Raw genomic sequence first — 20,836 nt, 5'->3', positions numbered from 1 at the left:
CGGAGAGGAGCTACGCGTGCCACCGCGGATGCCGACGCTCGACACGTTCCCGCCCCTGCGCGCCTGGCAACGCAAGGCGCTCGTGGAATACCTGCGCCGCCGGACCGAGGACTTCACAGCGGTCGCCACGCCCGGCGCCGGTAAGACCACCTTCGCCCTGCGGATCGCCGCCGAGCTGCTCGCCGACGGCACCGTCGAGGCGGTCACCGTGGTCGCGCCGACCGAGCACCTGAAGACCCAGTGGGCGCAGGCAGCCGCCCGGGTCGGCATCCAGCTCGACGCCGCGTTCCGCAACGCCGACCTGCACTCCGCCGCCGACTTCCACGGCGCGGTCGTCACGTACGCCCAGGTGGGCATGGCGCCGCAGGTGCACCGCCGGCGCACCATGACCCGGCGCACGCTGGTCATCCTCGACGAGATCCACCACGCCGGCGACTCCCGCACCTGGGGCGACGGCGTCAAGGCGGCGTTCGAGCCCGCGGTACGCCGCCTGATGCTCACCGGCACGCCGTTCCGCTCCGACGACAACCCGATCCCGTTCGTCAGCTACGAACGCGGCGGGGACGGGCTGCTGCGTTCCCGCGCCGACTCGGTCTACGGCTACTCCGACGCGCTGCGCGAGGGCGTGGTCCGGCCGGTGCTGTTCCTGGCGTACTCGGGAGAGACCCGGTGGCGCACCAACGCCGGTGAGGAGCTGGCGGCCCGGCTCGGCGAGCCGATGACACAGGACCTGATCGCCCAGGCGTGGCGTACCGCGCTGGACCCGGCCGGCGACTGGATGCCGCAGGTGCTGCGCGCCGCCGACGCCCGGCTCAGCGTGCTGCGCGCCAACGGCATGCCGGACGCGGGCGGCCTGGTCATCGCCAGCGACCAGCAGGTGGCCCGCGCGTACGCGAAGCTGCTGGAGCAGGTGACCGGTGAGAAGGCCGCCGTGGTGCTCTCCGACGATCAGGGCGCGTCCGCGCGGATCGCGACGTTCGCGGCCTCCCAGCAACGCTGGTTGGTCGCGGTGCGGATGGTGTCCGAGGGCGTCGACATCCCCCGGCTCGCCGTCGGCGTCTACGCGACCAGCGCCAGCACCCCGCTGTACTTCGCGCAGGCGATCGGCCGGTTCGTCCGGGCCCGCCGCTCCGGCGAGACCGCATCGGTGTTCCTGCCCAGCGTGCCGCACCTGCTCGGGCTGGCCAGCGAGATGGAGGCCGAGCGGGACCACGTGCTCGGCAAGCCGAAGGACCGCGAGGGCTTCGACGACGACCTGTTGGAGCGCGCCCAGCGCGACGACGGCGCCAGCGGAGAGCTGGAGAAGCGCTTCGCCGCGCTCTCCGCCACCGCCGAGCTGGACCAGGTGATCTTCGACGGCGCGTCGTTCGGCACCGCAGCCCAGGCCGGTACGCCCGAGGAGGAGGAATACCTCGGGCTGCCCGGTCTGCTCACCGCCGACCAGGTCTCGCTGCTGCTGACCAAGCGGCAGGCCGAGCAGATCGCCGCGCAGAAGCGCCGGGCCGCCCAGCGGACCGCTGAGCCGGCCGCTGCGGCCCCGGCGGCGGCGCCCCCACCGATGAGTGCCGCCCAGCGCCGCGTGGCGCTACGGCGGCAACTGAACGCTCTGGTGGCCGCCCGGCACCACCACACCGGCCAGCCGCACGGCAAGATCCACGCCGAGCTGCGCCGGATCTGCGGCGGCCCGCCCAGCGCGCAGGCCACGATCGAGCAGCTCGAGGAGCGCATCGCCACCGTGCAGACCCTGTAAGGAAGGGCCCCCTCTTAACGCCTCCGGTAGTGCAGGGGCCCCTTGTTAACACCATGGGACCCACGCGGGGCGACGCACGAAAAACCGGCCGGAGGCGACCCGTGTGGGTGCCTCCGGCCGGTTATGTCGTGATGTGGATTTCCTGTCGGACCTCAGTTCGCCATCAGATCGGCGCCACGCCAGCTGAACTCCGGGTCCGACGCGTAGCGCACGGTGATCTTCACGAGATCCTCCGCGTACTTGTTCGCGTGGTGCCCACAGAACACCAGCTCACTCCCACCCGAGAGGGTGATCCGGAGCTTGCCGGCAGCATTGCAGCGGTCGCACCGTTCATCGGCGGCCGGGGGGCTCACCGTCTCGGGCGGCGGCGTGAGGGTCGGGGTCATCGCCTTCCTCCTCTGGTCGTCACCGATGAACACTCTCTTCGGTTGCTCACCTATCGTGCAACACCCTTCTCGGGCCCTGCCTTCCCTGTGTGCCCGCGGGGGACCGAGGTCACACATGGCGTGGGAGACAGTGTGCCGTGCACCAAGGGTGCCACGTCAACGATCACAAACAGGCAACCGATCGATCACCGATGAGTGTTGTACGGCTGGTGATCAAACCGGCACGAACTGTTGACGTCCGGCGGTCAGTCCAGGTAGTCGCGGAGCACCTGGGAACGCGAGGGGTGCCGCAACTTGGACATGGTCTTCGATTCGATCTGCCGGATGCGTTCCCGGGTCACGCCGTACACCTGGCCGATTTCGTCCAGGGTGCGCGGCTGACCGTCGGTGAGGCCGAAGCGCAGCCGCACCACGCCCGCCTCACGCTCGGACAGCGTCTGGAGGACCTGCTGGAGCTGGTCCTGGAGCAGCGAGAACGACACCGCGTCGACAGCGACGACCGCCTCGGAGTCCTCGATGAAGTCGCCGAGCTGGCTGTCACCCTCGTCGCCGATGGTCTGGTCCAGCGAGATGGGCTCCCGGGCGTACTGCTGGATCTCCAGCACCTTCTCCGGTGTGATGTCCATCTCCTTGGCCAGCTCCTCCGGGGTGGGCTCGCGGCCCAGGTCCTGGAGCAGCTCGCGCTGGATCCGGCCGAGCTTGTTGATCACCTCGACCATGTGCACCGGGATACGGATGGTGCGGGCCTGGTCGGCCATGGCGCGGGTGATGGCCTGGCGGATCCACCAGGTGGCGTAGGTGGAGAACTTGTAGCCCTTGGTGTAGTCGAACTTCTCGACGGCGCGGATGAGGCCGAGGTTGCCTTCCTGGATGAGGTCGAGGAAGGCCATGCCGCGACCGGTGTAGCGCTTGGCCAGTGAGACCACCAGCCGCAGGTTCGCCTCCAGCAGGTGGTTCTTGGCCCGCTCGCCGTCCCGGGAGATCCACATCAGGTCGCGCTGCAGGTCGCGGACCAGCTTCTCCTCGCCCTCGTCGGCGGCGCGCAGCCGCTCGGCGGCGTAGAGGCCGGCCTCGATCCGCTTGGCCAGCTCGACCTCCTGCTCGGCGTTGAGCAGCGGAACCTTGCCGATCTGCTTGAGGTACGCCCGCACGGAGTCGGCGGAAGCGGTCAGCTCGGCGTCCCGGCGCGCCTGCTTGAGCGCCTCGGACTCCTCGTCGTCCCACTCGAAGTCGTTGTCGGTGGCGGAGCTGGCCGCGTCGGCCTCGGCGGCCTGGGTCAGCTCGGCCGGCTCCTCGACCACCACGTCCTCGATCGCGGCGGCCAGCTCCTCCGGGTCGATCTCACCCTCGGCGCCCTCGGCCTTGCCGCCGGCCTTCGCCGCGGCGGTCTTGGCGGCCACCGTGGCCTTGGTGGCGCGGGTCGCCTTGGTGGCCTTCGCCGGGGCGGCGGCCTTGGCGACGTCGGCCGTGGTGGCCTTGCGCGCGGTCGCCTTCCGGGGGGCCGGGGCGGGCGACTCCTCGGCGGCCGGCGCCTGCTTCGGGGCGGGCGCGGCGGCCTTCTTGGTGGTCTTGGCCGTGGTCGCACGGGAGGCAGGGGTGGCGGAGCGGGCGGCGGCGACGCGGCGGCGGGTGCTCGCCGAGCCGTCCACCACCACAGTCACGCCTGCCTCGGAGAGCGCGCGGAGGATCTTTTTGGCCTGGGCCGGGGTCACCTCAGCGGACTCGACGGTGCGCGCGAGCTGGGCCGACGTGAGCTGACCGCCGGCGCTCTGCGCGTGGGCGATCAGGGTGTCGGTGAGCGAGCGAACGTCGGCGCCGGTCTGGCGGGGATCTGTCACGAAGACCTTCCGGAGGCGAAAGAGCGAGCACGGCCGGGTCGTCCGGCGCAGCATGGGACGGCCGTGCCGGGCGAGTCGTTGAGGACCCCCGTGTCCCGGGCCGTCCGGTCGCTGGCGGTCCGTGGCGCGTGGGCAGGGTGAATTGTAACGCCGTCTGCCGCGATCATCCCGCGCCGCACGGCGACCGGCGGTCCGGGACCGCCGAATCGGCGCAGATGTGGACTTTGTAAGGATGATACCCGCGCACGAGTGGGCCGGTCCCGATCGTGCCGGAAGGGGACGAACATGATCACCGCCACGCCTACGGCGCGGGAATTGCTCACGATCGCGGTCGAGGTGGCCCGGGAGGCCGCCGCCACCGCGTACCGGATGCGGGTCGAGGGTGTCTCCGTGGCCGCGACCAAGAGCACGGTGACCGACGTGGTCACCGCCGCCGACCGGGCGGTGGAACGGCAGGTCCTGGCCGCGCTGCGGCAGCGGCGGCCGGGCGACGCGGTGCTGGGTGAGGAGTACGGCGCGGGGGAGACCGGCCCCGCCGACGCCGACGGGGTGCGCTGGGTCCTCGACCCGATCGACGGCACCGTCAACTACCTGTACGGGCTGCCCTACTGCGCGGTCTCGCTGGCCGCGGAGGTGGCCGGTGAGGTGGTCGCCGGGGTGGTCCGCAACGTCGTCACCGGCGAGGAGTGGACCGCGACGCTCGGCGGCGGGGCCTGGCGCGACGGGCAGCGGCTGAGCGGCTCGGCCGCGACCGATCTCGGCCAGGCGCTCGTGGCCACCGGCTTCGGCTACGACGCCGCCCGCCGGGCCCACCAGGCGCGGGTGGTGACCGAGTTGATCCCGCACATCCGGGACATCCGCCGGTTGGGCGCCGCCGCGCTCGACCTCTGCCTGGCCGCCGAGGGGCGGGTGGACGCGTACTACGAGAAGGGGCTGGCCGCCTGGGACCTGGCCGCCGGCGGGCTGGTCGCCCGGGAGGCCGGGCTGCTGGTGACCGGCCTGTCCGGGCACCCGGCCGGCCCGGACCTGGTGCTCGCCGCGCCGCCCGCGCTGCACGGGCCGCTGCACGCCCGGCTGGTCGACCTGGACGCCTCCGGCGGGCCGTGACCGGCGCCGCAGACGCGACAGGGCGGCCTTCCCGGAGGAAGACCGCCCCGCGTGGCCGGGCCGCCCGTCGCCTACTTCTCGATCGGCTTCGGGCAGGTCTCGGGCGGCGCCTGCGGCGCGCCCAGGTCGCCGAGCGACTGGTTGACCTCGGTGGTGGTGGCGAGCTGCTGGAACTGGTTGCCCAGGACCACGTCGACCACGTCGTCCTTGCGGTTCGCGTCGAACTTCTGGTTGGCCTCGTTGAGGAAGTACGCGCGCAGCAGGTGCGCCGAGCCCACGGCGTTGGGCCCGAACCGCAGCTCGGCCACGCCGTCGAACGCCTTCTTCTCGTTGCCGACCTTCTTGACCTGGAACTTGCGGTTGCGGAAGTCGTCCGCGACGCTGCCGGCGCGGCCGGCCTCGTCGGTGGCGTTGTAGACGTTGATCTTGACGTCTTTCTGCTCCCGCAGCCGCAGGTCGACCAGCGGCCAGCCGTCCGGGCAGGCGGCCGCCGTACCGGCTGTGCCCTGACTGTCCTTCAGCACGGCGATGACCACGAAGGCCAGGGCGACGACCGCCAGCAGGCCGACGACAACGAGTGCCCGCACTCGCGCAAAACTCATCCTGGGCGCTCCCCGGACAGTGATTGGGTGGTGGCGGGCGACGCGGTCGGGCCGCGACCGGTCGGCCGTCCAGTACGCCGCTGAGGTTAACGGTTGTCCGGCTCAGGCGTGGAAACAGTCCGACATACCGGCGCGCCACGCGGTGAACCGGTAGGACTACCCCTATCTTCGTGTCGCCTGAGTCACATTGGGAACAACTTCGGGCGCAGAGGCGTACATCTCCCCCGCGAGGGCGGTATACATGCCTCGCCCACAGGGGGGGTAAGGTTCCGCGCTCACCGGGGGTCGTTTCCACTCCGGGGAGCCCGGTCCACCGCTCGTCGGGTCGGGTGCCCGACAGAGATGGTGGCCGGTCAGGGGAACCGAAACGGCGTCGTCCGGCGTTACAACCGGCAGCGACAATATCGATATTGGAGAGTGAAACCGATGGCCACCGACTACGACGCCCCGCGTCGCGACGAGGTCGACCTCGGCGAGGACAGCCTGGAAGAGCTCAAGGCCCGGCGGGTCGACTCACAGTCGGGCGCCGTGGACGTCGACGAGGCCGAGGTGGCCGAGAGCTTCGAGCTGCCCGGCGCCGATCTGGCCGACGAGGAGCTCACGGTCAAGGTCCTCCCGATGCAGCAGGACGAGTTCCGGTGCGCCCGCTGCTTCCTGGTCCACCACCGCAGCCAGCTGGCGGTCGAGCGCAACGGCGACCTGATCTGCCGCGAGTGCGTCTGATCCCGACCGAGGACACCAGCGGCGGCCTCCTCGACGGGGCCGCCGCTGTTCGAGCCGCCGCCGTGCGCCGGTGGCCGGTTGCTGCTTGACTCGTTACGGGCGGCTGCCACGCCGCGCGGAGCAGGAGGGCGGACGGGTGAGCGAGCGCAGCGAGGGGACCGGCGCCGACCGGATCCCGGCTCCAGCGGCGAGACCGGCACCGACCGGCCCGGATGCGACAGCCGAGCCGACCGGCTCCGCCGTGCCCGCGCCTGGCGGCTCCGCCGTGCCGCGGGCCTCCACCGACCCCACCGTGCCGGCCTCCACCAGCTCCGCCGTGCCGCGGGCCTCCACCGACCCCACAGTGCCGACGCCGGGCGCCTCCGCCGTGCCGTCGGCCTCCACCGACCCCGCCGCGACGCCGGCCACGACCGGCTCCGGCTCGACGCCCGGTGAGCCGGGCGCGGACGCCGGGGAACTCGGCGCGACAGTCGCCGCGCTGACCGCCGACGACATCGCTCCGGCCCGTCGGCGGCAACTGCTGACCCGGCTGGTCGGGCAGGCCCGGGCCCGAGGGGTCACCGACCTGTTCAAGCCGCGGGCGGCGGTGCGCTGGATGGCCGACACGGTCGCCGAGATCGCCCCGCACGTGCCGATCCGCGACCTCGCCACGCTACGGCGGCACTTCCCCGGCCTGGACGACGACGCGCTTGCCGACCGGCTGGTCCGCAACGCGTCCCGGGCCACCGCCGGGGTCGGCGCGGCCGGCGGCGGCGTGGCAGCTGTCGAGTGGGCGGTGACGCCCACGCTGCTCTCCGCGCCCATCCTGCTGGCCGCCGAGACGGTCGCCGTGGTGGCGATCGAGCTGAAACTCATCGGCGAGCTGCACGAGGTCCACCGGGTTCCGCTGCCTCCCGGCGGCACCGGCCGCGCGGTGTCGCTCGTGCAGTCCTGGGCCACCCAGCGCGGGGTCAACCCGATGATGCCGGGCGTCGGGGTGAGCGCGGTGCTCGGCACCGCCGCCCGCCGCGAGCTGCGGGACAGCCTGATGCGCCGCTTCGGGCGCAACCTCACCACGCTCGGGCCGTTCCTGACCGGCGCCGCCGTGGCCGGCTACCTCAACCGGCGGGCCACCCGCGCGCTCGGCGAGCAACTGCGCAAGGACCTGCGGCGTACCGCCCGCGCGCTGCCCGAAAAGCCGTCCTGACCGGCGGCGGAGCGGCCGTTCGCGGGCCCCGTCGGGTCAGGCCGCGTCGCGGGCGGCCAGGACGGCTGCCGCCAGCTGCCCCGGGCGGCGGGTGCTGACCACCCAGAACGGGGTCGGGTCGTCCGGGTCGTCCAGCACCACCTGCACGGCGCCGCTGACCCACGGACGCTGCACCACGAAGGCGAGCGGGTCGGAGCCGACGCCGAGCACCTCGCGCCGGCCGGCCGCGTCCAGCGGCACCACGTCCGCGACGTACCGCACCGGGAGGTGGGCGTCGTCGACCCGCAGCTCGCCGTCGCGCACCTCGACCCGGATCCGGCCCAGCCACCACAGGGCGGCCACCGCGGCGGGGATCAGCAGCACGAACGGCAGCCAGGCGCGGACGCCGGTCGCGCCCATCCAGAGCTCGACCGCGAGCAGCGCGGCCGCGGCCAGCCCGAGCGGCCAGGCCCACCAGGGCAACCCGAGGCGCTCCGCGTACGGCGCGGCGGTGGCCGGCGACGCGGCCGGAGATGACGACTGACGCACACTGACGAGGGTACGGCGCGTCGCGGGCCGGGCAACCGGCAGGATGACAGGGCACCCCCGCAGGACCGGACGGAAGAGGATGACCGTGACAGACGTCGTACCCGTGCCCGTGCGGCTGCTCGACCCGGAGCTGCCGCTGCCGGCGTACGCCCATCCCGGCGACGCCGGCGCGGACCTGGTGGCCGCCGCGGACGTCGAGCTGCCGCCCGGTGGCCGGGCCCTGGTGCCCACCGGCGTGTCGGTGGCGCTGCCCGACGGGTACGTCGGGCTGGTCCACCCCCGATCAGGTCTGGCGGCGAGGCTCGGCGTGACGGTGCTCAACGCGCCCGGTACGGTCGACGCCGGCTACCGGGGTGAGATCCTGGTCAACCTGATCAACCACGACCGGGACACGCCAGCCAAGATCAGCCGGGGCGACCGCATCGCGCAACTGGTGGTGCAGCGGGTCGCCCGGGCCGAGTTCCGGCCGGTGGCCGAGCTGCCCGCGTCCCGGCGTGGCACGGGCGGGCACGGGTCCACCGGCGGGCACGCCGGTCTGGTCCCGGCACCGTCCGGCGGGCAGAGCGAAGAGGTGGCAGGGTGAGTGCGAACAGCGGAGGGTGGGCGCAGTGATCTTCTCCCGGAAGCGGGCCGACGAGGCGCGTGACAATGGGGTCCTCGACGCCGAGGAGACCCCGTCGGCGCCGGATCGCGGGCCGTACGACGTCAGCGAGGCCCCCGAAGCGCCCCGGCTCGACCTGGGCAGCCTCCAGATCCCGGCGGTGCCGGACGTGGAGGTGCGCGTCCAGGCCGACCCGCAGGGCGTGATCCAGCAGGTGGTGCTGGTGCACGGGCAGAACGCGCTGCAGCTCGGCGTCTTCGCCGCCCCCCGCTCCGACGGCATCTGGGACGAGGTGCGCGAGGAGATCCGCCAGTCGCTCGCCGCCGACGGCGCCACCGTCCAGGAGGTCGACGGGGAGCGCGGTCCCGAGCTGCGCGCCCGGGTGCGTACCCCGGACGGCCCGACCGACCTGCGCTTCGTCGGCATCGACGGCCCGCGCTGGATGGTGCGCGGCGTCTTCCAGGGTGCCGCGGCCAGCGACGCGGCCGCCGCCGGGCCGCTGACGGCCTGCCTGGACGGCCTGGTGGTCGACCGCGGGCAGGAGGCCAAGCCGGTGCGCGAGCCGCTGCCGCTGCGGCTGCCCCGTGAGGTCGCCGAGCAGCAGGCCGCCGCCGAGCAGCAGGAGGTCTGATCCACGCGTGCCCGGGCCCGGCGTCGTACCGGCGCCGGGCCCGCGGCGCGCGGCGTCCCGGGCGGCGGTACGCGCGCGACGGCGCTCCCGCCGACGGGCCGCATCGGCGTACGCTGGCGGGACGGTTCCGCCACCCGCGGGGCCCCGCTGTGGAGAGGGTGACGCGGAGGTCATGACGACCGACGAGAGCCGGGGGTCGCTGCGGCGGCTCCTGCACCGGCTCACCGCCAGCGAGGCCGAGATCGAGGCGCAGGAGCTGCGCCGGGAGAGCGCCGAGTCCGGCGGCACGCCGGCCCACCAGTGCAACAGGGGCCAGGTGGTGTCGGTGGCCGGGCGGCTGCGCACCGTGGTCTACACGCCGCGGACGAACCTGCCCACGCTGGAGGCGGACCTCTACGACGGCACCGACGTCGTCACCCTGGTCTGGCTGGGTCGCCGGCACATCGCCGGGATCGAGCCGGGCCGCCACCTGACCGCGCGCGGCCGGGTGGCGGTGCGTGACGACCGCAAGGTGATCTACAACCCGTACTACGAGCTGGAGTCGCCGAAGTGACGACCGGACAGCAGCACACCCCGTCGGGTGTCGGCCCGCAGGACGAGGAGCGGCTGCCCAGCCTCGCCGAGCAGATGGCCGAGCAGCTCGGCGGATGGCGCGGGCTGGTCGAGTCGAGCATCCCCGTGGTGGTCTTCGTGATCGCCAACGTGATCGGCGAGCTGCGCCCCGCCGTGTACGCCTCGGTGGCGGTGGCGCTGCTGATCGCCGGCCTGCGGCTGGCCCAGCGCAAGCCGGTGCGGCACGCGATGAACGGGCTGTTCGGCGTCGGCATCGGCGCGCTGCTGGCCCTGCGCACCGGCGACGAGCGCGACTTCTACCTGCCCGGCATCCTCTACGGCATCGGCTACGGCCTGGCGCTGCTGCTCTCGGCCGCGATCCGGCAGCCGCTGGTCGGCTGGATCTGGTCGGTGCTGGTCGCCAAGGGCCGCTCCGAGTGGCGCGACGACCCCAAGCTGGTGCGCACGTTCACCCAGCTCACCGTGCTGTGGGGCGTGGTGTGGCTGGCCAAGGTGGGCGTACAGGCCGGGCTCTACCTCGCCCACCAGGACTTCGCGCTGGGCGTGGCCCGGCTCGCGCTGGGCTACCCGCCGTACGCGCTGCTGCTGCTCATCACCGTCTGGGTGGTGCGCCGGGTCACCCGGGAGACCGCGCCCACCCCGCTGCCCGGCTCCTAGGCCGCCTCAGGCGCGGTCCCGGTGCCGGTCGGCGCTGGCCGGGCCGAGGATCACCGAGCGCACGTCGTCCTCCACCGCGGCGGTGCAGACGAAGACCAGTTCATCGCCGGCCTCGATCGGGTCGTCCGGGGTGGGCACCAGCACCCGCTTGCCGCGCACGATCGCCACCAGCGCCGCGTCCCGGGGGATCGGCACCGCGTGGATCGCCTGCCCCACGTAGGGCGCGGTCGGCGGCAGGGTGATCTCGACCAGGTTCGCCTCGCCCTGCCGGAACGTCATCAGCCGGACCAGGTCGCCGACGGTGACCGCCTCCTCGACCAGCGCCGCCATCACGCGCGGCTTGCTGACCGCCACGTCGACGCCCCACTGGTCGGTGAACAGCCACTCGTTCTCCGCCCGGTTCACCCGGGCCACCACGCGCGGCACCGCGAACTCGGTCTTGGCCAGCAGCGACACCACGAGGTTGACCTTGTCGTCGCCGGTGGCGGCCACCACCACGTCGCACCCGGCCAGGTTGGCCTCCTCCAGACTGGCCAGCTCGCACGCGTCGGCGAGCACCCAGTCCGCGGCGGGCACCCGGTCGGGCCGCAGCATCCTGGGCTGCCGCTCGATCAGCATCACCTGGTGGCCGTTGTCGATCAGCTCCTGGGCGATCGAGCGGCCCACGTTGCCGGCGCCGGCGATGGCGATCCGCATGGCTCACTGCCCCCCTTCCGGCGGCGCTGCCGCCACCGACGTGACCGAGCCGTTGATGTCGTCGGTCACCAGCATGAAGACCTGGTCGCCCTCCTGGACCACGGTGGAGGCGGTGGGCAGGGTGCCGATGCCGAACCGGTTCAGGTAGGCCACCCGGGCGCCGGCGGCCTGCTCCAGCTGCCGCAGCGGCCGGCCGATCCAGTCCTTGTGCACCGGCACCTCGATGATCGACACGGTGCTGGTCGGGTCGCGGAAGATCTCCACGTTGCCCTCGGGGACCAGGTGGCGCAGCATCCGGTCGGCCGTCCACCGGACGGTCGCCACTGTGGGAATGCCGAGCCGCTCGTAGACCTGCGCCCGGCGCTGGTCGTAGATGCGGGCCGCGACCCGGGACACGCCGAACGTCTCCCGCGCCAGCCGGGCCGAGATGATGTTGGAGTTGTCGCCGCTGGAGACCGCCGCGAACGCGTCGGCCCGCTCGATGCCGGCCTGGCGCAGCACCTCCCCGTCGAAGCCCGCGCCGGTCACCGTGATGCCGCCGAAGTCCGGCCCGAGACGGCGGAACGCGTCCGCGTCCTGGTCGATCACCGCCACCGAGTGGCCACGCGACTCCAGGCTGTGGGCCAGGGTCGACCCGACCCGGCCGCAGCCCATGATCACCAAATGCACGGTGTCCGCTCCTCCCACGGCGCCGCCCGCCGACCCGTCGCCTGCGAGCCTGCCACGTCCCCCCACCGGACGGGGGACCGAACCGTACCGCGCGGGCGCGCACCCCGGAGATCGACCACCCCCGCGCCCGGCACCCGGTGGTCGTACGCTTGGCGGTTGTGGCCCGACCCACCTCGCTGCTGAAGCGACTCCTCCTCGGTCGACCGTTCCGGTCCGACCGCCTGCAGCACACGCTGCTGCCGAAGCGCATCGCGCTACCAGTCTTCGCCTCCGACGCGCTCTCCAGCGTGGCGTACGCGCCCGACGAGATCCTCCTGACGCTGTCCATCGCCGGCGCCTCGGCGTTCATCTTCTCGCCGTGGGTCGCGCTCGCGGTGGTCGTCGTCATGCTCACCGTGGTGGCGAGCTACCGGCAGAACGTGCACGCCTACCCCTCCGGCGGCGGCGACTACGAGGTGGCCACCGTCAACCTGGGCCCCCGCGCCGGTCTCGCGGTGGCCAGCGCGCTGCTCGTCGACTACGTGCTCACCGTCGCCGTCTCGGTCTCCTCCGGGGTGGCGAACCTCGGCTCGGTGGTGCCGTTCGTGGCCACCCACAAGGTGCTCATCGCGGTCAGCGCGGTGGTGCTGCTCACCGCGATCAACCTGCGCGGCCTGCGCGAGTCCGGCACCGCCTTCGCCATCCCCACCTACGGCTTCGTGATCGTCATCGGCGGCATGCTGCTGACCGGCCTGGTCCGCGTCTTCGTGCTCGGCGACGACCTGCGCGCGCCGAGCGCCGGCCTGGAGATCCAGGCCGAGCACAGCGTCACCGGGTTCGCGCTGGTGTTCCTGCTGCTGCGGACGTTCTCCTCCGGCTGCGCGGCGCTCACCGGCGTGGAGGCGATCTCCAACGGCGTACCGGCGTTCAAGGCCCCCAAGTCGAAGAACGCGGCGACCACGCTGCTACTGCTCGGCGGCATCGCGGTGACCATGCTGGTCGGCATCATCTGGCTGTCCCGGCTCACCGGCCTGCAGTTCGTCGAGGACCCGAATACGCAGATCGTCTCCGGCCCGGTCGACTACGTGCAGAAGACGGTGACCGTGCAGCTCGGGGAAACCGTGTTCGGCGGCGGCTCGGTGCTGCTCTACGTGGTCGCCGGGATGACCGCGCTGATCCTGTTCCTGGCCGCCAACACCGCCTTCAACGGCTTCCCGGTGCTCGGCTCGATCCTGGCGCAGGACCGCTACCTGCCACGCCAGCTGCACACCCGCGGCGACCGGCTGGCGTTCTCCAACGGCATCCTCTTCCTCGCCGTCTTCGCGGTGGTGCTGATCATCGGCTTCCAGGCCGAGGTGACCAAGCTCATCCAGCTCTACATCGTCGGGGTGTTCGTCTCGTTCACGCTCTCCCAGGCCGGCATGATCCGGCACTGGAACCGGCACCTGCGCAACGAGCGGGACCTCCAGGCGCGCCGCCGGATGCTGCGCTCCCGCGCGATCAACACGTTCGGCATGGCCATGACCGGCGTGGTGCTGATCATCGTGCTGGCCACCAAGTTCCTGCTCGGCGCCTGGATCGCGATCGTCGCGATGGCGGTGATGTACGTGGTGATGCTCGGCATCCGCCGGCACTACGACCGGATCGCCGAGGAGCTGGAGCCGACCGAGCAGCGGGGCGTGCTGCCCGCCCGCAACCACGCCATCGTGCTGGTCAGCAAGCTGCACAAGCCGACGCTGCGGGCCGTGGCGTACGCGCGGGCGACCCGGCCGGACACGCTCACCGCGGTCACCGTGAACGTGGACGAGCAGGACACCCGGGACCTGCAGGCCGACTGGGAGCGGCGCGAGCTGCCGGTGCCGCTCACCGTCATCGACTCCCCGTACCGGGAGATCACCCGGCCGATCCTCGACTTCGTCGCGTCGGTGCGCCGCGAGTCGCCGCGCGACGTGGTCACCGTCTTCATCCCCGAGTACGTGGTGGGGCGCTGGTGGGAGAACCTGCTGCACAACCAGAGCGCGCTGCGGCTCAAGGGACGGCTGCTGTTCGAGCCGGGCGTGATGGTGACGAGCGTGCCCTGGCAGCTCGCCTCCACAGCCAGCAAGAACCTGGACCGGCTGGACGCCACGCTCAGCCGCGGTCCGGCGCGCGGGCCCCGGGTGGCGCCGCAGAGCACGCTGCCGCCGCCGGTGGCGTCCACCCCGTCCGCGTCCTCCGCCGAGCGGGAGGAGCGCTCATGAGCGCCGCGGCACACCCCGGCCCTGCGTCGGCGCAGCGGCCCGGGCTGGAGGAGGCCGAGCGGGTCGAGCTGACTGTCGACGCGGTCGCGCCCGGCGGGCACTGCGTGGCCCGCGTCGGCGGGCAGGTGGTCTTCGTCCGGCACGCGCTGCCCGGCGAGCGGGTGATCGCCGAGGTGACCGAGCTGCACCGGGGCTTCGCCCGCGCCGACGCGGTGGAGATCCTGGACGCCTCACCGGACCGGGTGACGCCGCCGTGCCCGTACGCCCGGCCGGGCCGGTGCGGCGGCTGCGACCTCCAGCACGTCGCGCCGGCCGCCCAGCTCGACTGGAAGCTCGCAGTGGTGCGCGAGCAGCTCACCCGGCTGGGCAGACTCACCACCGAGCAGATCGACGCGCTCGGCGTACGCGTCGAGGCGCTGCCCGGCGGACCGCTGGGCTGGCGTTCCCGGGTGCGGTACGCGGTCGACGCGGCCGGCCGGGCCGGGCTGCTCAAGCACCGCTCGCACGAAGTGGTGCCGATCGACAGGTGCCTGATCGCGCACCCGGCGATCCAGGAGCTGCCGGTGCTCCCGCCGACCGGCACCCGCTGGCCCGACGCCGACGCGGTGGAGACGGTCGCCAGCACCGGCGGGGACGTCGCCGTGGTCGCGTACACCGAGGGGGTCGCCACGGCGGTGAGCGGGCCGCAGCGGGTCCGGGAGACGGCGGCCGGGCGGTCCTTCACGCTCCCCGCCTCCGGGTTCTGGCAGGTGCACCCGGCGGCGGCGGACGCGCTGACCGGCGCGGTGCTCGACCTGCTCGACCCGCGGCCCGGCGAGACCGCCTGGGACCTGTACGGCGGGGCCGGCCTGTTCGCCGCTGCGCTCGCCGGCCGGGTCGGCGGCGCCCGGGTGACGCTCGTCGAGTCGGCGCCGGACGGGGTGGCCGCGGCCCGGGAGAACCTGGCCGACCTGCGCGGCGTCGAGGTGGTCGCCGCGCGGGTGGAGACCGCGCTGGCCCGGCGCCGGGTCACCGGCCCGGTCGACCTGGTGGTGCTCGACCCGCCGCGCTCCGGCGCGGGCGCGCCGGTGGTCCGCGACGTGGTGGCCGCCGGGCCGCGCGCGGTGGCGTACGTGGCGTGCGACCCGGCCGCCTTCGCCCGGGACGTGCGCACGTTCACCGACGCGGGGTGGCGGCTGGCCGAGCTGCGCGGGTATGACCTGTTCCCGATGACCCAGCACGTGGAGCTGGTGGGCCTGTTCCTGCCGCCGCGTTGATCCCCGTCCCCGTCCCCGTCCCTGTCCCCGTCCGCGGCCCCGGCTCCGCGCGTTAACAAGGGGCCCTTTTGCTACCGGATCCGTTAAGAAGGGGCCCTTCCTTGCGCATCGTCGGGTTGATGTCGGGCACGTCCTACGACGGCGTGGACGTGGTGGCGGCCGAGTTCACCGCCGACGGCGACACGCTGCGGCTGCGGCCGCTCGGGCACCGCGAACTCGCGTACCCGGACGACCTGCGGGCCGAGATCGGCGCGCTGCTGCCCCCGGCGGCCACCACCATCGAGGCGGTCTGCCGCCTGGACAACCGCCTCGGCGAGGTGTTCGCCGAGGCGGCGGCGGCCGGCGTCGAGCTGGCCGGGGGAGCGGCCGACGCGGTCGTGCCGCCCGGGCAGACGGTCTTCCACTGGGTCGAGGCGGGCCGGGTGCGCGGCACGCTCCAGCTCGGCGCGCCGGCCCGGGTGGCCGCCCGGGTGGGCGTACCGGTGCTGCACGACCTGCGCTCGGCGGACGTGGCGGCCGGCGGCCAGGGCGCGCCGCTGGTCCCGGCGTTCGACGCGCTGCTGCTCGACCCGGCCTTCTCCCCGCGCGCCGCGCGTGGCCCGGCCGGCACCGGCGCGCGGGCCGCGTTGAACCTCGGGGGGATCGCGAACCTCACCGTGGTCGCGCCCGGAGCGCCCGTTCTCGGGTACGACGTGGGCCCGGCCAACGCGCTGCTGGACGCCGCCGCCCGGCGCCTCCTGGACCGGCCCTGCGACGTCGACGGGGCGCGGGCCGCGGCCGGGCGGGTGCACGAGGCGCTGCTGGCCCGGCTGCTCGCCGAGCCGTACTACGCGGCGCCGCCGCCCAAGTCGACAGGCAAGGAGCTGTTCCACGGCGGCTACCTGGACGCGGCGCTGGCCGCGCTCGGCGAGCCGGTGGCCGCCGACGACGTGCTGGCCACGCTCACCGAGCTGACCGCCCGCACCGTGGCCGACGCCTGCGACCGGCACCGGGTGACCGAGGTGGTGGCCGCCGGCGGGGGAGTGCGCAATCCCACACTTCGGGCGCGGCTGGCCGCGCTGGGCGAGGGGCGCTGGCGACTGCGTACCACCGACGAGCTGGGCGTGCCGGCCCAGGCCAAGGAGGCGTACGCGTTCGCGCTGCTGGGCTGGCTGTCCTGGCACGGCCTGCCGGGCGCGGTCCCGTCGGTGACCGGGGCGTCCCGGGCCGCCGTGCTCGGCTCGTGGACCCCGGCCGGCCCGTCCGCCGCCGCGCCGTGCCCACCCGCGCCCCGCAGGCTGGTAGTGGACGCCTGACCTGGATCGATGCACGGCCAGGCTGCGGACTGTCGCGCGGCCGATAGACTCTCCGGTCATGAGTGTTGAAGAGGGCACGGCCAACCACGGTCGGCTGCTGGGCACGGTGCGCGGCCCGCAGGACGTGAAGCGGATGACCGCCGAGCAGATGGACATCCTCGCCGCCGAGATCCGTGACTTCCTGATCGCCAAGGTCTCCCGCACCGGCGGGCACGTCGGCCCCAACCTGGGTGTGGTCGAGCTGACCCTCGCCATGCACCGGGTCTTCGACTCCCCCCGCGACCGGCTCCTCTTCGACACCGGCCACCAGGCGTACGTACACAAGATCCTCACCGGCCGGCAGGAGGGCTTCGACAAGCTCCGCCAGCGCGGTGGCCTCTCCGGCTACCCCAGCCAGGCGGAGAGCGAGCACGACCTGATCGAGAACTCGCACGCCTCCACCGCCCTGTCGTACGCCGACGGCCTGGCCAAGGCGTACGCGCTGCGCGGCGAGAAGCGCTCCGTCGTGGCGGTGGTCGGCGACGGCGCGCTCACCGGAGGCATGTGCTGGGAGGCGCTGAACAACATCGCGACCGCCGGCAACCCGCTGGTGATCGTCGTAAACGACAACGGCCGGTCCTACTCGCCGACCATCGGCGGCCTCGCCGACCACCTGTCGTCGCTGCGGCTCAACCCCGGCTACGAGAAGGTGCTCGACACCGTCAAGGACGCGCTCGGCAACACCCCGTTCGTCGGCAAGCCGATGTACGAGGTGCTGCACGCGGTCAAGAAGGGCATCAAGGACGCGGTCGCCCCGCAGGCCATGTTCGAGGACCTCGGCATCAAGTACGTCGGCCCGGTCGACGGCCACGACGTGTCGGCGGTCGAGGCGGCGCTGCGCGCGGCCAAGAACTTCGGCGGCCCGGTGATCGTGCACGCGGTCACCCGCAAGGGCTACGGCTACCGCCCCGCCGAGGACGACGAGGCCGACTGCCTGCACGGCCCCGGCGCGTTCGACGCCGAGACCGGCAAGCTGCTCGCCGTGCCGTCGGTGAAGTGGACGAACGTGTTCGCCGACGAGCTGGTCGCGATCGCCGACGAGCGCCCCGACGTGGTCGGCATCACCGCCGCCATGGCCGAGCCCACCGGCATCGCCACCCTCGCCCGCAAGTACCCGGAGCGGGTGTACGACGTGGGCATCGCCGAGCAGCACGCGGCCACCTCCGCCGCCGGCCTCGCCATGGGCGGGCTGCACCCGGTCGTGGCCGTCTACGCCACGTTCCTCAACCGCGCGTTCGACCAGGTCCTGCTGGACGTGGCCATGCACAAGCTGCCCGTCACGTTCGTGCTGGACCGCGCCGGCATCACCGGCCCGGACGGGCCCAGCCACTACGGCATCTGGGACATGTCCGTCTTCGGCGTGGTGCCCGGCCTGCGGATCGCCGCGCCCCGCGACTCGGCCACGCTGCGCGAGGAGCTGCGCGAGGCAGTCGCCGTGGACGACGGCCCCACCATCCTGCGCTTCCCGACCGGCACCGTCGCCGCCGACCTGCCGGCCGTACGCCGCGTCGGCCCGGTCGACGTGCTGGCCGAGTCGGCGCGTACCGACGTGCTGCTGGTCGCGGTCGGCTCGTTCGCCGGCCTCGGCGTCGAGGTCGCCACCCGCGTCGCCGAGCAGGGGTACGGCGTCACTGTGGTCGACCCGCGCTGGGTCCGCCCGGTGCCGGCCGAACTGGTCGAGCTGGCCGCCGGGCACCGGCTCGTGGTCACCGTGGAGGACGGCGTGCGCATCGGCGGCGTCGGCTCCGCGCTGGCCCAGGCGATGCGCGACGCCGACGTCCGGGTGCCGGTCAAGGACCTGGGCGTACCGGCCGACTGGCACCCGCACGGCAGCCGCGCGCAGATCCTGGCCGACCTGCGGCTGACCGCGCAGGACGTGGCACGCGACGTCACCGGCTGGATCTCCGGCCTCGACGCCGCCCCGGTCGACCCCGCCACAAACGGAGCCCGAGCCCAGAGCTGACGCCGCTTCTCCCGCCCGGCTAGCGCGTTGATCTTGCACTTGCGGCCCTCCTGATGTCGGCTTCGCCCGATTGGGGAGGGCCGCAACCGCAAGATCGCCGGATGTTCGGTGTCGAGGGAGGGACGTGGAGATTCGCGAGGCGGGGCTGGGTGATCTTCCGGGGATCGTCGAGGTGCACAGCCGGGCGCGGGTGGCCTACTACGGGGCCGGAGGGCTGCCGGCCGGGGAGATCCTCACTCCGGACCTGGCCCGGGAGCGGCGGGAGGGCTGGGCGGCGGGACGAACGGCTGGCGCTGGGTGTGCTGGAGGTGTGGGAGCGCAACACAGGGGCCCGCGCGTTCTACGCGCGCCACGGCTGGCGCCCCGACGGGACCTCCCGCCCCGGCCCAGCCCGAACCTCCTACCTGGGCATGCAGCTGCTTCACCCCTAGCCCCCGGACCCCGGCGATCTTGCACTTCCGACCCTCAGATTGCCGGTTTTGCCCGATCAATGGGACCCAAACTGCAAGATCGCCGGGTGGATCGGCCTGCACCGGCCACATCGTCCTGTCGACCAAGGAGTTCGGGTGCGTGAGGGACCGCCCGGGTGACGCGAACTCCTTGATCACCGGGAGGGGCGGTGATCATGAGGTTGGCGGTGGTTCGTGTCCGGTTTGTCGCCGTCAAGTTCATGATCGACGGGGTCGGACCAACGCGCGCGGGGGGAGCGGGGTTACGGGGTGGGGAGGGAGCGGTACCAGGTCTTCTCGGTGTCGGCCAGGCTGAACGTCTGCCTCTGGTCGGTGTGCTCCACCACCACCAGGCCCGGACGGTCCACCAGGCGGGTGGTGCCCGGCGGGGCGGAGAACGAGACGTCGCGCGTACGCCAGCTCAGCACCGCCAACGGGCGGCCGGGCATCGGCAGGTGGTACGCCTGCAGCGTGGTGGACCGGTCGGCGGGAGACACCACCGGCGTGCCGCCGCCGGCCGGCCGGTAGACCACGGCGGTCATCGTCCCGCTCGCACTGTCCCAGCTCAACTGCTCCAGCTCACCCGGCTCCCCGTCGCCGAGCGCCACCGAACCGAGCGAACGGGTCGCGATCTTCGCCATCGGCCAGGACTCCGGCGCGGAGCTGGGCGCCTCCCGGTCGCCGATGCGGCGCGGCACGCTGCCGAACGGGCCCCGCTCACCCGCCAGCACGCAGGTGTCCAGCCCGGTCAGCGCGCGCTTCCCGGCGCCCGTCTCGTCGCGTACCAGGGGATAGCGGGGCGCTTCGGTGGCCGTACCCAGGTCGAGGACGCGGTCCGCGGCCTTGCCGCGCGGCAGCGACGTCGTGGGCCGCAGCGCCGCGGTCAGCTCGACGGCCTGGCAGGCCGGTACGGGGATCGGCTCGGTGACGCCGTCGGTGCTCGCGACGGCCTTGCCGTCGGGGCCGAGCAGGCGCTCGACGCGCGCCGAGGTGAGATAGCGGCGGCCGTCCGGGTCGCGCACCGGCAGCACGTCGGAGTAGACCAGGTAGCCGGGATCGGTGTACTCGGTGGCCTGGACGACCCGCCAGCGCTGCCCGTCCCGGTCGAGTTGCAGCAGCCAGGAGGCGGCGTCACCGGGAACGTCGGCGGCGACCAGCGCCAGCGCGGAGCCGGCCACCTGACCGGAGAAGAGGATGCCGGACGTGGGCACGTGCGCCCGGTCGTCCACCGGGGAGCGCCACTCGCGTACCGCTGTGGTGATCGCGGCGGTCGCCGCCGCGTCCCCGGCCAGGCTGCCGCGCGGCGGCCACACCGCGAGGGCGCCGTCCAGGCTGTCGTAACCGACCCGCAGATCCGCCGGCTTCCGGTCCGCGATCGGTCCGCAACCCGCCGCGACCAGCAGCAGAGCTGCCAGCGCGGTGCCCGTCGTAGCGCCTCGGCGGGCTGAAAGCACCCTGATCCCCTCGCCGGTCGTCGGTCGGAAGCCCACATGGTACGAGACGTCCCGTCGCCCGGACGCGCCCGGTTCACCCTTTCGGCCCAGTGACCACTGCGGAACGTGACGGGCGATTCGGGTATCAATATCCGGCTCCGGTAGACTCCGCCGATTGTGACGCCTGCCGAGACCCGCGGCGCCTCGACGCCGGACGCCGCCGCCCCGACGGGCC

Annotated in this window: 19 protein-coding genes; 12 read left to right on the top strand and 7 right to left on the bottom strand. The window is 73.5% G+C overall.

The genetic code is table 11. From position 1 onward, the window contains the following. The first annotated feature begins 16 nt into the window (after positions 1-16). Positions 17-1,750, top strand: a complete 1,734-nt coding sequence (locus tag ACSDG8_RS09435) for a DEAD/DEAH box helicase (RefSeq protein ID WP_210893054.1) — start codon at positions 17-19, stop codon at positions 1,748-1,750. Positions 1,751-1,902: 152 nt separating this feature from the next. Here the strand turns inward: ACSDG8_RS09435 and ACSDG8_RS09430 are convergent, their stop codons facing one another. Then, positions 1,903-2,136: a DUF7455 domain-containing protein gene (locus tag ACSDG8_RS09430; RefSeq protein WP_089153815.1), complete on the bottom strand. Its 234-nt coding sequence runs from the start codon at positions 2,134-2,136 to the stop codon at positions 1,903-1,905. A 245-nt stretch (positions 2,137-2,381) separates the two neighbouring features. Then, entirely contained in the window at positions 2,382-3,974 is a 1,593-nt protein-coding gene (locus tag ACSDG8_RS09425) for an RNA polymerase sigma factor (RefSeq protein WP_210893051.1), read from the bottom strand. 285 nt (positions 3,975-4,259) lie between these two features. Here ACSDG8_RS09425 and ACSDG8_RS09420 point away from each other — a divergent pair, with 285 nt between their 5' ends. Continuing rightward, on the top strand, positions 4,260-5,081 hold the full coding sequence (locus ACSDG8_RS09420; protein ID WP_210893049.1) for an inositol monophosphatase family protein: 822 nt from the start codon (positions 4,260-4,262) through the stop codon (positions 5,079-5,081). Between the two features lie 71 nt (positions 5,082-5,152). Here ACSDG8_RS09420 and ACSDG8_RS09415 read toward each other — a convergent pair whose 3' ends face one another. Then, positions 5,153-5,668 carry a LytR C-terminal domain-containing protein gene (locus ACSDG8_RS09415; protein ID WP_210893461.1) on the bottom strand — a complete coding sequence of 172 codons (516 nt, stop codon included), beginning with the start codon at positions 5,666-5,668 and terminating at the stop codon, positions 5,153-5,155. A 441-nt stretch (positions 5,669-6,109) separates the two neighbouring features. Between ACSDG8_RS09415 and ACSDG8_RS09410 the strand changes: the two genes are divergently transcribed. Next, positions 6,110-6,406, top strand: coding sequence for a DUF4193 domain-containing protein (locus ACSDG8_RS09410; protein WP_013284790.1), 297 nt, complete (start codon positions 6,110-6,112; stop codon positions 6,404-6,406). A gap of 367 nt (positions 6,407-6,773) precedes the next feature. Next, positions 6,774-7,592 carry a hypothetical protein gene (locus ACSDG8_RS09405; protein ID WP_210893459.1) on the top strand — a complete coding sequence of 273 codons (819 nt, stop codon included), beginning with the start codon at positions 6,774-6,776 and terminating at the stop codon, positions 7,590-7,592. A gap of 36 nt (positions 7,593-7,628) precedes the next feature. On the opposite strand, the gene ACSDG8_RS09400 is transcribed toward ACSDG8_RS09405, so the two are convergent. After that, complete coding sequence (locus ACSDG8_RS09400; RefSeq protein WP_210893047.1) at positions 7,629-8,120, bottom strand: DUF3093 domain-containing protein; 492 nt, start codon at positions 8,118-8,120, stop codon at positions 7,629-7,631. Positions 8,121-8,205: 85 nt separating this feature from the next. Between ACSDG8_RS09400 and dut the strand changes: the two genes are divergently transcribed. From dut to ACSDG8_RS09380, 4 genes are all read left to right on the top strand, one after another. Continuing rightward, positions 8,206-8,703, top strand: a complete 498-nt coding sequence (gene dut / locus ACSDG8_RS09395; RefSeq protein ID WP_030502984.1) for a dUTP diphosphatase — start codon at positions 8,206-8,208, stop codon at positions 8,701-8,703. Between the two features lie 25 nt (positions 8,704-8,728). Continuing rightward, the gene (locus ACSDG8_RS09390; protein WP_210893045.1) at positions 8,729-9,352 is read left to right on the top strand and encodes a DUF3710 domain-containing protein; all 624 of its coding nucleotides are present in this window, start codon (positions 8,729-8,731) and stop codon (positions 9,350-9,352) included. A 172-nt stretch (positions 9,353-9,524) separates the two neighbouring features. Beyond that, complete coding sequence (locus tag ACSDG8_RS09385; protein ID WP_030502986.1) at positions 9,525-9,905, top strand: OB-fold nucleic acid binding domain-containing protein; 381 nt, start codon at positions 9,525-9,527, stop codon at positions 9,903-9,905. Further along, entirely contained in the window at positions 9,902-10,582 is a 681-nt protein-coding gene (locus ACSDG8_RS09380; RefSeq protein ID WP_210893043.1) for a DUF3159 domain-containing protein, read from the top strand. The genes ACSDG8_RS09385 and ACSDG8_RS09380 overlap by 4 nt, the downstream gene beginning before the upstream one ends. Positions 10,583-10,588: 6 nt before the next feature. Here the strand turns inward: ACSDG8_RS09380 and ACSDG8_RS09375 are convergent, their stop codons facing one another. Beyond that, positions 10,589-11,278: a potassium channel family protein gene (locus ACSDG8_RS09375; RefSeq protein WP_210893041.1), complete on the bottom strand. Its 690-nt coding sequence runs from the start codon at positions 11,276-11,278 to the stop codon at positions 10,589-10,591. Between the two features lie 3 nt (positions 11,279-11,281). Continuing rightward, entirely contained in the window at positions 11,282-11,947 is a 666-nt protein-coding gene (locus tag ACSDG8_RS09370; RefSeq protein WP_210893039.1) for a potassium channel family protein, read from the bottom strand. A 158-nt stretch (positions 11,948-12,105) separates the two neighbouring features. Between ACSDG8_RS09370 and ACSDG8_RS09365 the strand changes: the two genes are divergently transcribed. The 4 genes from ACSDG8_RS09365 (at position 12,106) to dxs (ending at position 18,719) form a co-directional block, all read left to right on the top strand. Then, positions 12,106-14,166, top strand: coding sequence for an APC family permease (locus ACSDG8_RS09365; protein WP_210893037.1), 2,061 nt, complete (start codon positions 12,106-12,108; stop codon positions 14,164-14,166). Beyond that, the gene (locus ACSDG8_RS09360; RefSeq protein ID WP_210893035.1) at positions 14,163-15,422 is read left to right on the top strand and encodes a class I SAM-dependent RNA methyltransferase; all 1,260 of its coding nucleotides are present in this window, start codon (positions 14,163-14,165) and stop codon (positions 15,420-15,422) included. Before ACSDG8_RS09365 ends, ACSDG8_RS09360 begins: the two co-directional genes overlap by 4 nt. A gap of 119 nt (positions 15,423-15,541) precedes the next feature. Beyond that, positions 15,542-16,717: an anhydro-N-acetylmuramic acid kinase gene (locus tag ACSDG8_RS09355; RefSeq protein ID WP_439427815.1), complete on the top strand. Its 1,176-nt coding sequence runs from the start codon at positions 15,542-15,544 to the stop codon at positions 16,715-16,717. Between the two features lie 58 nt (positions 16,718-16,775). Beyond that, the gene (gene dxs, locus ACSDG8_RS09350) at positions 16,776-18,719 is read left to right on the top strand and encodes a 1-deoxy-D-xylulose-5-phosphate synthase (protein ID WP_210893030.1); all 1,944 of its coding nucleotides are present in this window, start codon (positions 16,776-16,778) and stop codon (positions 18,717-18,719) included. A gap of 712 nt (positions 18,720-19,431) precedes the next feature. Here dxs and ACSDG8_RS09345 read toward each other — a convergent pair. Beyond that, a complete protein-coding gene (locus ACSDG8_RS09345) occupies positions 19,432-20,622 on the bottom strand; it encodes a hypothetical protein (RefSeq protein WP_210893028.1) in 1,191 nt (396 codons plus the stop codon). Positions 20,623-20,836: the final 214 nt, after the last annotated feature.

The sequence above is a fragment of the Micromonospora sp. LA-10 genome (genome assembly GCF_051853095.1).
Lineage (GTDB): Bacteria > Actinomycetota > Actinomycetes > Mycobacteriales > Micromonosporaceae > Micromonospora > Micromonospora echinospora_A.
The sequence above is the reverse complement of the archived record's forward strand: the minus strand, read 5'-3'. Positions and strand labels throughout refer to the sequence as shown.